The organism is Enterovibrio makurazakiensis (assembly GCF_050336585.1).
GTDB classification, from domain to species: domain Bacteria; phylum Pseudomonadota; class Gammaproteobacteria; order Enterobacterales; family Vibrionaceae; genus Enterovibrio; species Enterovibrio gelatinilyticus.
In genome coordinates, this window is record NZ_JAKJSE010000025.1 from 38,127 (window position 1) to 52,826 (window position 14,700).

General features: G+C 47.1%; 13 protein-coding genes. 4 read left to right on the forward strand and 9 right to left on the reverse strand.

The features are described from left to right. Positions 1-7 precede the first annotated feature (7 nt). Positions 8-1,414, forward strand: coding sequence for a nitrogen regulation protein NR(I) (glnG, locus tag L4D06_RS18805; RefSeq protein ID WP_274166459.1), 1,407 nt, complete (start codon positions 8-10; stop codon positions 1,412-1,414). Between the two features lie 134 nt (positions 1,415-1,548). Then, a complete protein-coding gene (add, locus tag L4D06_RS18810) occupies positions 1,549-2,553 on the forward strand; it encodes an adenosine deaminase (protein ID WP_274166458.1) in 1,005 nt (334 codons plus the stop codon). Positions 2,554-2,885: 332 nt separating this feature from the next. On the opposite strand, the gene hemN is transcribed toward add, so the two are convergent. The 5 genes from hemN to L4D06_RS18835 form a co-directional block, all read right to left on the reverse strand. Continuing rightward, positions 2,886-4,259, reverse strand: coding sequence for an oxygen-independent coproporphyrinogen III oxidase (hemN, locus tag L4D06_RS18815; protein WP_429740704.1), 1,374 nt, complete (start codon positions 4,257-4,259; stop codon positions 2,886-2,888). Between the two features lie 114 nt (positions 4,260-4,373). Next, positions 4,374-4,871 carry a DUF2489 domain-containing protein gene (locus L4D06_RS18820; protein ID WP_429740705.1) on the reverse strand — a complete coding sequence of 166 codons (498 nt, stop codon included), beginning with the start codon at positions 4,869-4,871 and terminating at the stop codon, positions 4,374-4,376. Further along, positions 4,872-5,417: a Der GTPase-activating protein YihI gene (gene yihI, locus L4D06_RS18825; RefSeq protein WP_274166455.1), complete on the reverse strand. Its 546-nt coding sequence runs from the start codon at positions 5,415-5,417 to the stop codon at positions 4,872-4,874. Beyond that, a complete protein-coding gene (locus L4D06_RS18830) occupies positions 5,414-6,061 on the reverse strand; it encodes a class I SAM-dependent methyltransferase (protein WP_274166454.1) in 648 nt (215 codons plus the stop codon). Before L4D06_RS18830 ends, yihI begins: the two co-directional genes overlap by 4 nt. Before the next feature lie 669 nt (positions 6,062-6,730). Beyond that, positions 6,731-7,348, reverse strand: coding sequence for a c-type cytochrome (locus L4D06_RS18835; protein WP_274166453.1), 618 nt, complete (start codon positions 7,346-7,348; stop codon positions 6,731-6,733). A 148-nt stretch (positions 7,349-7,496) separates the two neighbouring features. Here L4D06_RS18835 and yihA point away from each other — a divergent pair, with 148 nt between their 5' ends. After that, on the forward strand, positions 7,497-8,198 hold the full coding sequence (yihA, locus tag L4D06_RS18840; protein ID WP_429740706.1) for a ribosome biogenesis GTP-binding protein YihA/YsxC: 702 nt from the start codon (positions 7,497-7,499) through the stop codon (positions 8,196-8,198). A 613-nt stretch (positions 8,199-8,811) separates the two neighbouring features. Here yihA and spfP read toward each other — a convergent pair. Both spfP and polA read right to left on the reverse strand, forming a co-directional pair. Further along, entirely contained in the window at positions 8,812-8,859 is a 48-nt protein-coding gene (gene spfP / locus L4D06_RS25505; RefSeq protein WP_438616993.1) for a small protein SpfP, read from the reverse strand. Positions 8,860-9,068: 209 nt separating this feature from the next. Beyond that, on the reverse strand, positions 9,069-11,864 hold the full coding sequence (polA, locus tag L4D06_RS18845) for a DNA polymerase I (RefSeq protein WP_429740707.1): 2,796 nt from the start codon (positions 11,862-11,864) through the stop codon (positions 9,069-9,071). Between the two features lie 561 nt (positions 11,865-12,425). Between polA and elbB the strand changes: the two genes are divergently transcribed. Beyond that, positions 12,426-13,076: an isoprenoid biosynthesis glyoxalase ElbB gene (gene elbB / locus L4D06_RS18850; protein ID WP_274166450.1), complete on the forward strand. Its 651-nt coding sequence runs from the start codon at positions 12,426-12,428 to the stop codon at positions 13,074-13,076. Between the two features lie 251 nt (positions 13,077-13,327). On the opposite strand, the gene L4D06_RS18855 is transcribed toward elbB, so the two are convergent. Beyond that, positions 13,328-13,768 carry a GNAT family N-acetyltransferase gene (locus L4D06_RS18855; RefSeq protein ID WP_274166449.1) on the reverse strand — a complete coding sequence of 147 codons (441 nt, stop codon included), beginning with the start codon at positions 13,766-13,768 and terminating at the stop codon, positions 13,328-13,330. Between the two features lie 149 nt (positions 13,769-13,917). Then, on the reverse strand, positions 13,918-14,583 hold the full coding sequence (locus L4D06_RS18860; protein ID WP_274166448.1) for a 7-cyano-7-deazaguanine/7-aminomethyl-7-deazaguanine transporter: 666 nt from the start codon (positions 14,581-14,583) through the stop codon (positions 13,918-13,920). Positions 14,584-14,700: the final 117 nt, after the last annotated feature.

A 14,700-nucleotide genomic window follows, 5' to 3' on the forward strand; every position in this document is an offset into this window, starting at 1 on the left:
GGAGAACATGAGCAAAGGACTAATCTGGGTCGTTGACGACGACAGCTCAATCCGCTGGGTGTTAGAACGCACATTAAATACCGCCGGTATGGCGTGTGAAACATTTGCCGATGCCGACAGCGTCTTAGATGGCTTAAATCGAGAAGTGCCTGACGTATTGGTCTCTGACATTCGCATGCCGGGTACAGACGGCTTTACGCTTTTGAATCGCCTGCAAGATGAATACCCAACGCTGCCAGTCATCATCATGACAGCGCATTCCGATTTAGATGCGGCGGTCAGCGCTTACCAAAAAGGCGCATTTGAGTACCTGCCAAAACCGTTCGACATTGACGAAGCCGTTGCACTGGTTGAGCGTGCGGTATCCCACAGCCAAGAACAAAAACGTAAACGCTCCCCTAAAGAATCAGTAGAAGCCGCGCCGGAAATCATCGGTGAAGCACCTTCAATGCAAGAAGTGTTTCGTGCTATCGGCCGTTTGTCTCGTTCGTCTATCTCTGTCCTCATCAACGGTGAATCAGGCACAGGTAAAGAATTGGTCGCCCACGCGCTGCACCGCCATAGCCCGCGATCAAGCAATTCGTTTATCGCACTCAATATGGCCGCCATTCCGAAGGACTTAATAGAATCCGAACTGTTTGGGCATGAGAAAGGGGCTTTTACCGGCGCGAACAGTGTGCGTCAAGGTCGCTTTGAACAGGCAAATGGTGGCACGTTATTTCTGGATGAAATTGGCGACATGCCTTTAGACATTCAAACTCGTCTATTACGTGTATTGGCTGATGGGCAGTTTTATCGCGTTGGTGGGCATCAAGCGATCAAGGTCGATGTGCGTATCATCGCGGCTACGCACCAGCATTTAGAGCGACTTGTGGCAGAAGGCAGTTTCCGTGAAGATTTATTTCACCGACTCAACGTTATTCGTGTCCACCTTCCAGCACTGCGTGAGCGCCGTCAGGACATTGGGCAATTAGCCAAACATTTCCTCAAGCGCGCTTCTGACGAGCTAGATATCGAGGTGAAATCTCTTCATCCGACCACCCTAGATCTGATTTCAGGCCTGCCTTGGCCTGGCAACGTCAGACAACTGGAAAACATTTGTCGCTGGTTAACCGTCATGGGCAGTGGCAAAGAGATTTTGCCCGAGGACTTACCACCAGAATTAATGCAGGTGGAGGTTAAATCCGTCAGTGGCGACGTCGATAGTTGGCAGCAAGCGCTGTCTCAATGGGCTCGCTCTTCACTCGTTCAAGGTGACGACAACCTCTTACGAGAAGCTCTGCCGGAGTTCGAGCGCATCTTGCTGCGTGAAGCACTGAATCATACTCGTGGTCATAAACAAGAAGCCGCCAAACTACTTGGCTGGGGTCGAAATACCTTAACGCGTAAGCTCAAAGAGTTGCAAATGCCTTAGGTACTACGAATTTCAACAATTTTGGTAAACAACAATAACAAAACCGCCTTATGGGCGGTTTATGTTTATCTACCGTACTGACGAGATGCTCTGTAGCTCGTATAATTGCCAAAAGTTGATTTAAGGATATTCAGATGATCGCAACCCACCTTCCTTTGACGGACCTTCACCGTCACCTTGATGGCAACATTCGCATTAACACAATATTGGAGCTGGGTCAGAAGTTCGGCATGACACTGCCTGCCGATTCTATCGATGCACTGCGCCCACATGTTCAAGTCATGTCAAATGAGCCTGATCTGGTTGGCTTTTTGTCTAAACTCGACTGGGGCGTCGCAGTACTTGGCGATCTCGACGCCGTTCGTCGCGTGGCTTACGAAAACGTGGAAGATGCATTAAACGCACGCATTGATTACGCTGAGCTGCGTTTCTCACCGTATTACATGGCAATGAAGCATGGCCTGCCAATCCAAGGCGTGGTTGAAGCTGTCATCGATGGTGTACAAGCTGGCAGCCGTGACTTTGGTGTGAAAACCAACCTTATTGGCATCATGAGCCGCACCTTTGGTGTGGAAGCATGCATGCAAGAACTCGATGCTTTGCTCGCACTGAAACAACACCTCGTCGCGATTGATCTAGCAGGCGACGAACTCGGTCAACCAGGCCATCAGTTCAATGACCACTTCACCAAAGTGCGTCAAGCCAACCTAAATGTGACCGTGCATGCAGGTGAAGCTGCAGGTGCGGAAAGCATGTGGCAAGCCATCAACGAGCTGGGTGCGACCCGTATTGGTCACGGCGTAAAAGCCATCCAAGACCCAAGCTTGATGGACTACCTTGCAAAACATCGCATTGGTATTGAATCTGCGCTGACATCAAACGTGCAAACCAGCACAGTAGAAAGCTTTGCTAGCCACCCAGTAAAAGCCTTCCTCGACCACGGCATCTTGGCCTCACTCAATACTGATGACCCTGCAGTATCAGGCATTGAGCTGCCTTACGAATACGAAGTTGCTGCACCACAAGCTGGCCTGACGCCTGAGCAAATCACTGTGTTACAGCAAAATGGCCTTGAGATCGCTTACTTGTCTGACAGTGAGAAAGCCGAACTCAGAGCCCAGGCGGCAGCTCGCGGCTAATCGTGACAAACCGCAAAACGTGATAGGTAAAAACACCAGCAAAAAGCTGGTGTTTTTTTGTTCACAATTCACGTACAATGCCGCCGAATTTTCGCACTACGGCGGCGACAATGCCTTAGTCATCACACGCAGTAAGAGACGTATAATGTTCGATGCACTGTTCACCCTCAATGAAATGGCAGCCGCAGGTCCAGGTCAACTGGCAGCAGCAGCTCTTGCTGTTGTATTGGCGATATTTAGCCTCAGCAGCGGCGCGTAAGCGCTAACGCCAGATACCAAAAAAGCCGCTATTGCGGCTTTTTTCGGTTTTGCGCTCAACAATTCTGCCGTGATTAAATCACGCGAGAAAACTGTTGCTGTCTAGCTCGATCACGCAAGTAAGTGTCAAAGCACATACAAATATTGCGGATCAGCAAGCGGCCTTTCAGCGTCACTTCAATGTGGCTATCAGTCACAATCACCAACTCGTCATCAATGAAGCACTTCAGCAGCGCTAAATCTTCAGCAAAGTACTCATCAAAAGCAATGCTGAACTCACGCTCAATTGCTTTTTTATCTAACGAGAAATTACATATCAGTGATTTGATCACTTCTCTGCGCAAAAGGTCATTGCTATCGAGCATCACCCCTTTCCACAGCGCATGACGTTTTTCATCCACTTGGGCGTAGTATTTTTTAAGTTCTTTTTGGTTCTGAGCATAACAATCGCCAATCATGGAAATCGCCGACACACCCAAGCCCAACAAGTCACAATCGCCCTGCGTGGTGTAGCCTTGAAAGTTGCGGTGCAAAATACCTTCACGTTGCGCCATTGCCAATTCATCATCCGGCAACGCAAAGTGGTCCATACCAATGAACTGGTAACCTGCTCCCGTCAATGTGCCAATGGTTTGCTCGAGCATACCAAGGCGCTCTTGTGGTGAAGGCAAATCGGCATCTTTAATTTTGCGCTGTGCGGCAAACAGGCTCGGCAAGTGTGCATAGTTAAACACAGACAGTCGACCCGGCTTCATCTCAAGCACTTGTGCTAGCGTTTTTGCAAACGACGCACCATTTTGGTGCGGGAGGCCGTAAATCAAATCAAGGTTCGTAGAACGGAAGCCTAGCGTCTTCGCACGCACCACTAACGCCTTGATAAAATCTTCATCCTGTTCGCGGTTAACCGCTTTCTGAACGTCTTTGTTGAAGTCTTGAACACCAATGCTGAGACGGTTAAACCCTTCAGCGCGAAGATGATCAAGCATATCGAGTTCGATTTCGCGGGGATCTACCTCGATGCTGATCTCAGCATCTTGGCTTAAACGGAATTCTTGACGAAGCAGGCCCATCAGTCGAGTGATTTGCGCTTTCGTTAAGAAGGTCGGCGTGCCGCCGCCCCAATGCAACTGAGTGACGTTACGATCACCCAGCATATAAGCGCGCTGGCGTATCTCAAGTTCAAGCGAATCTAGGTATTCATCGGCTTTGTGCGCGTGACGGGTGATCACCTTGTTACAACCACAGTAGTAACAAAGGGTATGGCAGAAAGGGATATGAACGTACAAAGACAAGTTACGCTCAGGATACTGCGCACACGCCATATCAAATTCCGCATCAGTAAACACTTCGTGAAACTCTAATGCCGTTGGATAAGAGGTGTAACGCGGCCCTGAGTAGTTATACTTCTCAATAAGCGCCTGATCCCAAATGATTTGCTGTGTAGACATGTGCGTTCCCGCCAAAAATGAACAACCGGAAAGCGGTATTTTGACACACTCTCCGGTCGCGGATGAATCTTTCCCGTATTGTCGAAGGGAAAACTGTAGGTTTGATCGTAGCAATCAGCTCGCTAAGGTACGAATAGGCGTCATCTTTGCCCCTGTAAATGCGAGGATCTCTTCAAGTTCTGTATGAATGGCTTTCTGAAGCCGCGATTCCGCTTTCATGCGTATCATGTTGTCTTGCATGCGCGTTTTCTTTTCCATCGCTTGACGTGCATCACCACGAGGCATGTCTTTTATCACGTCATATAACTCATACAATGCAGGGAAACGCGCTGGATAATCAACGCGCTTATCACCTTGTAGGTGGTCCATGATCATATAAAGGCGAATAGCGGCTTCCGACAAATCACACTGCTCTTGCAGGGTGGCCATCGCAATCACATCCACACTCTCAATGATTTTAAGGTTGCGCTGTTTGATCGCAGCATCCATCTGCGCAGCTTGCACTTTGGTTTGATGGCGTAATTTTGCCAGCAACCAACCTGCATAAACCGCTAACCCTAAAATAATGGCACCGCCGAGTGCCAGAACACCTAAAGGAAGAGTCTCCAACATTTACTCCTGATCAAATTTGACGTTTTCAAACTCCGCCAGCAAATCATCATCGCCACGGCGCTTTGCTTTCTTCGGTGCTTCATCGGCTTCTGGTTCATCTTGATCAAACAAGCCCAGTTGCTTCATTAGCACTTCAAGACGATCGAGTTTCTCATCCACATAGCTTTGCAAGCCTGCGCCGAGCTTCTCACCGTTTTCAATACGGTCTAACAACACATTTAGTTGTGCGTCATTTTCCAACATCTCCAATTCTTTCTCAGCACTGATGCGACGCACTTTTTTGCCCGCAGCTGATTTAGGATGTGGTTTTTGCTCAACAATCAAAGGCACGGCGGTTTTGCTGCCCAAACGTGGGTCACGTTGCGCATGTGCCGTGCGTTGTTGCTCTACGGTTCCGTCAGAGTGACGCGAGCCTGCTTTCAAGCCTTTGCGTCTGTTTTTACGCTTTGCCGCCAATGCTGCAATGTCGTCTCTGCTTAATGAGCGATCTTTGTATTGCGCTGGACCTTCAGAGCCGACTTTGCGAGCTTTCTTCTTGCGGGTCATGGGTTTTTCTTCCTCAGTAAAATTACGTCGTTACCAACAAAGTCCACGTCAAGACCATCACGATCTGCCAAAAAGCAGAACGTTTCGCGACTAAAAAAACTCACGTGGGTTGGGTCATTCTTGTAATGCCAATGCTTAAACGCATCTGCATCAATAACGAGCTTGGTCATGATTGCCAACCAGCCTCCAGGCTTAACCAGACTCAGTAACAGTCCCCATTCCTTGTGAGGCAAATAAAAGTGTTCAATCGCTTCGGTACAGGTAACGAAATCATATTGCGCCTCCAACACTGACGCGTCGGGCGAGAAATACGGATCGTAAATCGACATAGTGTACCCTTTATCAACCAGCATGCTGGCTAACACGGGCCCTGGTCCACAACCAAAGTCTAAGCCTTGCTTGGAAGCCATACCAAGCTTTTCGCTCAGTGGCGTGGCTACACGACTCAGAAACTGGCGATAGCCTTCATCCTCAGCCGTATTCTCATGCAGGTCGTAGTGCGCTTTCTCTTCTTCCGGTGAAAGTCGGCTAGCAGGATCGGCGAAAACCAGTGAACAAGGGTCACAACGGAAATATCGGCGACGTTTATCCTGCTCAAAATCGACGATATGAGTCGACTGACAAAGCGGGCAATCAAGGGTCATTGGAGATTTCTACACCAAAGTGAATGGCGGAAATGTAACAGAAAGATGGATAAGAAAAAAGCGACAGGCAAAGCCTGTCGCTCTAGAGCGTTCTAATGAACGGATTGTACCGCTTTAATCCCTAACAGTAATGCCACATCCCGGTGAACAATTTTCCATTTGTAATGAGGCGTCCTGCCATTTTTTATTTGAGTAAAACTCACAACATCCTGTTGCCTTCGCCGTCCTAGCGCGTGTCCCTGCTACCGTCCTAGTAGATGTCCTTTTGTCACGCGTTCCCTCACGCTAATGGTCTTCCTGACGCAACACATCCGAGTGACTATGGCTTTTCCTAAGCCTAATTCCATTTGAATCCTGAGGCCGCCCTGCCCGCGTCTTCCTGACTGTCCGTTATCCGTGTCGTCTTCCTCATCGACAAAAATAATTTTACGCCAATCCTAAACACAAAATAGGCGCGAACTCACAATTCCAATACAAGTGAAATCACCATTAAGAATATCTAATTGAAAGATAGGTGAAAAAAATAATAACGGGCAAGTATTTAGGCAAGAAACTCACCAGCGGATGGACAATCGCTTACAAAGCATTGAGAAAAACATTACTGCTTAACGCAAAAAAGGCAGCTTCCGCTACCTTTTTAACTATTTCACGCGCTAACACATTGGTTAATTAATGCAGTCCGCCCACGTATTTTGAAATAGCGTCAATCTCTTTGTCTGACAGCTTGGTGGATACAATACCCATCATGCCGTTCAAGTCGTTGTTTCGAGTCCCATCGCGGAAAGCCATCAGCTGCGCTTTCACATAATCAGCATGCTGACCGGAGATTTTAGGGAACCCAGATAAGGATGTGCCGTTACCACGTGGTCCGTGACAAGCAATACATGCGGCAATGCCACGCTCGCTGTCACCAGCAAGGTAGAGTTGCTCGCCCAGTTCAACGGTCGACTCAGGCGTTACGCCCGGCTTTGCAGTTTGGGTGGCGTAGTAAGCTGCCAAGTCTGCCATGTCTTGCTCAGACAGTGCCGCCACCATTCCAGCCATCACTGGATTGTAACGACCTTGCTCACCACCGGACGTCATACCGAGCTTAAATTCTTTAAGCTGCTTAAACAGGTATTTTTCGTGCTGACCTGCTAGAACGGGGTTTGCCGGAATTAAGCTGTTACCGTCGGCACCGTGACAAGCTGCACAAGTGGTTGATTTTGCTTTACCTGCTTCTGCATCACCCTGTGCATAGGCGGTAAAACTCGCAATTAAAGTGAGTAGTAGCGCTAATTTCTTCATGACATTCCATTTATAATTATCAAGCTTCCATACCACGATGCCCACGCCATCATGATACAATCATCGAGCAAAAACCGAGCACGGTCATTTTACACAATTTCACATAAAAGTAATCAATCGACTACATAAAGTCGAGACGGAGTTAACAGTGAATCCTTCACTCAACTATCGCAACACACACTTTATCACCAGTGCCCCAGATATCAGGCACTTGCCGCCAGATACTGGTATAGAGGTCGCGTTTGCCGGTCGCTCTAATGCTGGTAAATCTAGCTCAATTAATCGACTTTGTGATCATAAAAGCTTGGTTAAGGTGAGTAAAACGCCGGGTCGCACACAATTGATCAACTTGTTTAAAGTAGATGAGGGATGTCACATCGTCGACTTGCCGGGCTATGGTTTCGCGCAAGTGCCGTTAGAAATGAAGAAAAAATGGCAGCAATCTCTAGGTGAATATCTACAAAAACGTGAACAACTGAAAGGGTTGGTTGTGTTGATGGATATTCGTCACCCACTGAAAGACCTCGACCAGCAAATGATCTTCTGGGCCATTGATTCAAACCTGCCAGTGCTCGCACTACTCACCAAGTGTGACAAGCTGAAAAGCGGTGCGCGCAAAGCAGAACTCACTAAAGTCAGAGCAGCGGCTGTCGATTTTGGTGGCGACGTAGAAGTCGAGCTTTACTCATCACTAAAAGGGATTGGTGTCGACAAACTACGTAAAAAGCTCGATAGCTGGTATTTCCCAGTATTTGACACTGGCGTCGACGACGCGATCGAAGCCGAAGATGCTGTTATCTCTGAAGATATTTCAGCAGAAAAAAGCACAGGTGAGTCAGCGCCTGAGTAACCAACTTGTTTGTCTATGAAAAAATAAAACCCCACCATGAGGTGGGGTAACGGGAGAGAAATAGGAGGTTTTTTCTTATTTGTTATATTTTGAGTGTCATCCAACATCTGACTATCCGCAAGTTGCCCCTGCAAACAAACCTGCCCACTTCGCCCTTAAAACCATACACCATCTCTTAGTTTGCGAATAAACGTATGATTTCTTTACGCCATTGTCCTGATCTTGAAACTTATTTTTAATCGATAAATATCAATGAGACCAAAGGACTTTTCGCTGATATCCGTTTTGGAAGTAAATTACAGTTTGAATGAATAAAAAAAGACCGACCTGAGTGATCAGATCGGTCATACATAACGTGAGGGTCATCAGGGAAAGGAAAATGCCGATCACCCCAATCACATCAAGAACAAGAAGCGGATATCATTATAGCTTCACAACACTCAAATTAAAGTAATTACTCTAATATAAAGAAAAAAATCCCATGAACCGTAATGAAAATTACAGTAAACAACTGTTAAATATGAATTTTACTGAGAGATGATTAGATTAAAGAAATGAGGTCTTACACAATAAAAAATGCCCCGGTCGACATACATCAACCGGGGCTGCTGAATCAGCCAAATCCAATAACGTGAAACAAAAGGTCTGAAAGATAGAACATCTTACCTCTGTACCCTACGCCGTTAACTGTATATCAATTGGTCGTTTAAGAAAACCCTTTACGTAGTTTTTTTTCATCAAATTATAAAAAATAGGGCTAGTTGTGTTCATTTTGTTTCATTACATCAATAAAAAAGCCTGCTTTTGCAGGCTTTTTTCGCTATAGAATTTAAGTTGTTATGTGATCTGGCCGAACACAAACGCATTGAATTAGTGGGCTTGATCCCAGTTTTCGCCGCTACCAGAGTCTGCAACCAAAGGAACATCAAGCAAAGCTGCTGATTCCATTAACTTACAAACCTGTTGCTCTACATCAGACAGGTGTTCGGTATCTACTTCCAACACCAATTCATCGTGTACTTGCATGATCAAAGCGACACGCCCTTCCGGTTGTTGTCCAATCCAGCTATCAACCAAAATCATTGCGCGTTTGATAATGTCAGCCGCGGTGCCTTGCATTGGCGCATTGATCGCTGCGCGTTCAGCGCCCTTACGACGCATACCATTGCTAGAGTTAATTTCAGGCAAATGCAGACGACGGCCAAAGATGGTTTCAACATAACCTTGCTCTGCGGCTTGTAAACGCGTGGCTTCCATATATTGGAGAACACCAGGATAACGCTCAAAATAACGATCCATATACTGTTGCGCTTCACCACGTGGGATACCTAGCTGCTTGGCAAGCCCAAACGCACTCATGCCATAAATCAAACCAAAGTTAATCGCTTTCGCGCGGCGGCGCATTTCTGAAGTAACTTCGCTTATCTCTACGCCCATCACTTCCGCCGCAGTGGCGCTGTGAATATCTTTGCCATGACGGAAAGCATCAAGCAGCGCTTCATCACCAGACAAGTGCGCCATGATACGAAGCTCAATTTGAGAGTAATCGACAGCCAGGATGGTTTTACCTGCAGGGGCAATAAACGCTTGGCGAATACGACGACCTTCATCATTTCGAATAGGAATGTTCTGCAAGTTCGGATCGGTTGACGATAAACGGCCCGTTGCTGTTACTGCTTGGTGATAAGAGGTATGCACACGTTTAGTGGCCGGATTCACCATTTTAGGCAATTTATCGGTATACGTGGATTTCAGTTTCGCCAACCCACGGTATTCCAAAATGCGTTTTGGCAATGGGTAGTCCAACGCCAGTTCTTGCAGTACTTCTTCATTGGTTGATGGAGTGCCAGACGGTGTTTTCTTGATAACAGGCAAGCCCATTTTTTCAAACAGAATGACTTGAAGCTGTTTTGGAGAACTCAAGTTGAATTCTTCACCCGCCAGTTCAAAGGTTTCTTTCTCAAGTACGTCCAGACGCAACGCAATTTCTTGAGACTGCTTGCCCAGCATGTCGCTATCAATCAACACGCCATGACGTTCAATGCGAGACAGGACTGGCACCAATGGCATTTCGTATTGTTCGAAAATGGTTTTCAGTTTGTCATCTTGTTGCAGGTGAGCCATCAACACATTGTGCAGTCGCAACGTCACATCGGCATCTTCTGCCGCATACGGTGCCGCTTGCTCCATGTCGATTTGGTTGAAGGTCAGCTGTTTTTTGCCTTTGCCTGCAATCTCTTCAAAGCTAATGCAGGTATGTTGCAGGTAACGCTGCGCGAGGCTGTCCATATCATGACGGCCTGCCACGCTATTGAACACGTAAGACTCAAGCATGGTGTCGTAAGCAATGCCTTTCATGGCGATGTCATAGCGCGCTAGCACGCTAGCATCATATTTCAGATTCTGGCCAACTTTCAGTGCGCCAGCATCTTCAAGCCATGCTTTCATTTCAGCCAGCACCCAGTCTCTATCTAGTTGCTGAGGGGCATCTAAGTAATCATGTGCAACGGGCAGATAAGCCGCTTCACCTTCTGCGACAGCGAAAGAGAGACCGATTAAGTTGGCTTCCATGTAATTTAAGCTGTCGGTTTCGGTATCAAAAGCCACAACGTTTGCGTTGCGAAGCTTGTCCATCCAAACTCGGAACGCTTCTTCTGTCAGAATGGTCTCGTACTGACTGCGATCAATACTGGCCGCAGAGAAGCTTGCTGCCTCTTTCTTTTCTGAACTCGCTGAAACACCTGGTGTTACAGCGCGTTCGGCAACCGCGTCCATACCAGCATTGCCGCTTTGTGCTTCGGCAAGCCAACGTTTGAAGTTCAGCTCAGTGAACAATTCGACTAATTTGGCGTTATCCGGTTCACGGTTGATCAGTGCTTCCGGTGTGAAAGGCAGTTCGCAATCCAGCTTGATGGTGGCAAGTTGATATGAGAGGAGCGCTTCCTCTTTGTTGTCTTCCAGCTTCTTCGCCATGGTCTTCGAACCACGAAAGCCGAGCGCTGCAATTTTATCAAGGTTAGCGTACAGCTCTTCCAATCCACCGATACCGGCAATCAACGCCGTCGCGGTTTTATCACCTACGCCTGGAACACCGGGAATGTTATCGACTTTATCGCCCATCAGTGCCAGATAATCGATGATGTATTCAGGGCCAAATCCATATTTATCATGCACACCTTGAGGCGTCATGATGACATTCGTCATGGTGTTGATCAGAGTGACATGCTCATCCACCAACTGCGCCATGTCTTTATCACCCGTGCTGATCAAGATCGGCATACCGGCTTTTGAACCTTGGGTTGCCAAGGTGCCGATCACGTCATCGGCTTCAACGCCTTCGATCACCATCATAGGGAAACCCATGGCTTCGATGATCGCATGCAGTGGCGCTATTTGCCCACGCAGATCATCAGGCATTGGAGGACGATGAGCTTTGTATTCCGCATACATGTCATCACGAAAGGTTTTGCCTTTCGCATCGAAGATCACCGTGACATTCGACGTTGGGTATTGTTTTACCAAACTGCGTAGCATGTTAACGACGCCATAAATCGCCCCTGTCGGCTCACCTTTAGGGCTCGTCAGATTGGGGGATGCGTGGTACGCACGGTAAAGATAAGAGGAGCCGTCGACCAGAATCAACGGACTGTCAGAAGTCGTCGCCATAACGTTATAAGCTAACCAGAAAATGATTGATGAGCTAGGATGCCACGACTCGCCAATTCTGTTAACCCGCGATTTCGATCTATATACCCAAACCACCACAGAACGTCGACTGTCTCTGCTTATTGATTGGCAATGATTAGCAGGTGATAGCGCTCAACCATCACACAATCCGCAGTAATGGAAACCACCCTGTGTATAAATGATGTCATCCCAGCAGGCACCCGATTTCACTGTGGATAAGTTTGTTGGTATTTATTTTTGCCCATTCAGATCATGCGTAAATAACGTGCAAAATGAAAAATTATATCTTTTGTTTTTATGCACTTAAGGTTAAGTCATTGATCATGATCAGGATCACTTCTCGATCATCGACTGTGGAAAAAGAAATTGTACACAGATCCCTTCGTCTAAATTTATTTCACAAGCTAACCCTAAATTCTGTGAGCAACAGGGATTCAAATGATCATCATTTTGCTCATAGACTAGGCTTTGTTTGATGATTAATTCAGCAGAAGCTCGCCAAGCCGTGGCGACGCTATTCTTGACGAAGAGGACGCATTAGTGAAAAAAGTGGCAGTCATCTTAGCCGGCTGTGGCGTGTACGACGGTTCTGAAATCCAAGAAGTCGTGTTATCCCTACTAGCCATAGAACAAGCAGGTGCCAGTTGGCATTGTTTTGCGCCTGACGAAGAGCAACACCATGTGATCAACCATCATGCTGGTGCGCCAACTAGCGAATCACGTAATACACTCCAAGAAGCTGCACGCATTTGTCGTGGCGAGATTTCCCCAATTACCGAGTTAGATCCCAATGACTTTGACGCCTTGTTGCTGCCTGGCGGCTTTGGAGTGGCTAAAAATCTCAGTGATTTTGCTGTGAATGGCACCGCCATGACGGTTCAGGAAGATGTTTTACATATCTGCAAAGCATTTGCGAATGCAGAGAAGCCAGCGGGTTACATCTGTATTTCCCCAATCTTGATCCCGAAAGTCTATGGCCCCGGAGCCAAAGGGACGATTGGTTCAGATCCAGACACAGCAGCAGCCTTTGATGCCATGGGCGGTGAACATATCCAGTGCCCTGTTGACGACTTCGTTCTGGATCAAAGCCGACGATTACTTTCCACACCAGCTTATATGCTTGCCACCTCAGTCAGCGAAGCCGCTTCGGGCATTAACAAACTGGTTGCGAAACTGGTGGATATCGCCTGATTCAGCAAACTAGGTGAAGTAGGGAGTCATTCATGAGCATTAGAAAAGAAAACGGCGACACCTAGGAGGGTGTCGCCTGCATGAGGAAAACTGCAAGATAACTATCAGCAGTTTCATGCAAATACATATACTGGAAGCAATGTGAGCAATGTCGTGTGTTCTTTGGCGAAGAATGCCTTCGTCATCGAACGAAATAAATAGTAATCATTCTCATTAGCATTTGCTAGTCATTATTATGTATTTTTAGCATTTCATTCACTAGGTGTGATTTTCTTCACAAAATGGAGGCGATATTGATCAAGTGCGTCTTTCTTCTCTAAATGCTCTATCTGGTAGTGGTTGTTCAGTAACAAACACAACATGCCAGCAAAACAGTTCCGCGACTTCACTCTTAAGCTGGTGTAGCCATGCTGGGCAACCCAACGCTCTTGAGCATGAAGCAACGTTTGCGCAATGCCTCGACGTCGGCCTTGTTGTGTCACCCCGCCCAACCAACTGTAGAAACAATCATCATCTAGCTGATAGCCAATTTTCACGCCACATAAATCTCCTTCATGTTCCGCGATTAACACCAGATAAGGCTTATCACCAAGACGCTTTTTGAGCGATCCTAATGTTTCTGAACGAGCAAACTCCCCAATATTACCAAGCACTTCGATGGCTTCTGCCAAGGTACCTTCTCGAATAATCATGAAATATCCCTTAATGACGCTGTACTTACTTTCTTATTTCACGAGTATATACGAGTCACTCAATATCAGCCGACAACAAGGTTCAGGTACAAAAAAGCCGATCTTGCGATCGGCCTTTTTAACCCTCATCTGTGTCGTATTAACAGTCGCTAAACCAGCTTGGTTTCCGCGGCTTCGTTAACACGTGTCATTCGACCTACTAGGTAGTTCAACAACACACCGTACATAGGTACAAACAAACCAAGGCTGATCACCAGTTTGAAGATGTAATCCACCACGGCGATTTCCGTCCAGTTCTCTGCCATGAAGGCGTCAGGGCTGTTGTAAAACGCAATGGCAAAGAAGGCCAACGTATCAATGGCGTTACCAAAAATGGTCGAGCAGCTTGGCGCAACCCACCACTTTTTCGTCTGACGAAGTCGGTTAAACACGTGAATGTCGAGAATTTGCCCCAGCATGTAAGCCATAAAGCTTGCCACGGCAATACGTGCAACAAACAGGTTAAACACGGTCAGATCGGCGAGACCTTGGTACTGCCCTTGATAGAACAATACAGACAACACATAAGAAATCAGTAGCGATGGCACCATCACACTGAAAATAATCTTACGTGCCATGCCTGCTCCGAAAATACGGACAGTCAGATCAGTCGCCAGAAAAATAAACGGGAAGGTAAATGCGCCCCACGTGGTGTGAAAACCAAAAATGGTGAACGGCAGTTGTACCAAGTAGTTGCTTGACGCAATGATAACAAGGTGGAAAACCACCAAGTAAGAGAGGGCGTTGCGCTGTTGCGCGGGCGTAAAAGTGCTCATTGTGAACCTTTTTGTCATTGGGGGCGAGGGAACCCAAACGTACTATTTATGCCAAGCCTTCGGCTCAACACGTGATTTTATCGACTTCATGTTGCACATAGCACCATAAAGAAGGTG

What these genes read in the sequence shown, in the direction of transcription:
- L4D06_RS18860 (WP_274166448.1), bottom strand. Translation starts at nt 14,583, where the DNA reads ATGAGCACTTTTACGCCCGCGCAACAGCGCAACGCCCTCTCTTACTTG.
- glnG (WP_274166459.1), top strand. Translation starts at nt 8, where the DNA reads ATGAGCAAAGGACTAATCTGGGTCGTTGACGACGACAGCTCAATCCGC.
- hemN (WP_429740704.1), bottom strand. Translation starts at nt 4,259, where the DNA reads ATGTCTACACAGCAAATCATTTGGGATCAGGCGCTTATTGAGAAGTAT.
- add (WP_274166458.1), top strand. Translation starts at nt 1,549, where the DNA reads ATGATCGCAACCCACCTTCCTTTGACGGACCTTCACCGTCACCTTGAT.
- L4D06_RS18830 (WP_274166454.1), bottom strand. Translation starts at nt 6,061, where the DNA reads ATGACCCTTGATTGCCCGCTTTGTCAGTCGACTCATATCGTCGATTTT.
- L4D06_RS18835 (WP_274166453.1), bottom strand. Translation starts at nt 7,348, where the DNA reads ATGAAGAAATTAGCGCTACTACTCACTTTAATTGCGAGTTTTACCGCC.
- polA (WP_429740707.1), bottom strand. Translation starts at nt 11,864, where the DNA reads ATGGCGACGACTTCTGACAGTCCGTTGATTCTGGTCGACGGCTCCTCT.
- L4D06_RS18820 (WP_429740705.1), bottom strand. Translation starts at nt 4,871, where the DNA reads ATGTTGGAGACTCTTCCTTTAGGTGTTCTGGCACTCGGCGGTGCCATT.
- L4D06_RS18855 (WP_274166449.1), bottom strand. Translation starts at nt 13,768, where the DNA reads ATGATTATTCGAGAAGGTACCTTGGCAGAAGCCATCGAAGTGCTTGGT.
- yihI (WP_274166455.1), bottom strand. Translation starts at nt 5,417, where the DNA reads ATGACCCGCAAGAAGAAAGCTCGCAAAGTCGGCTCTGAAGGTCCAGCG.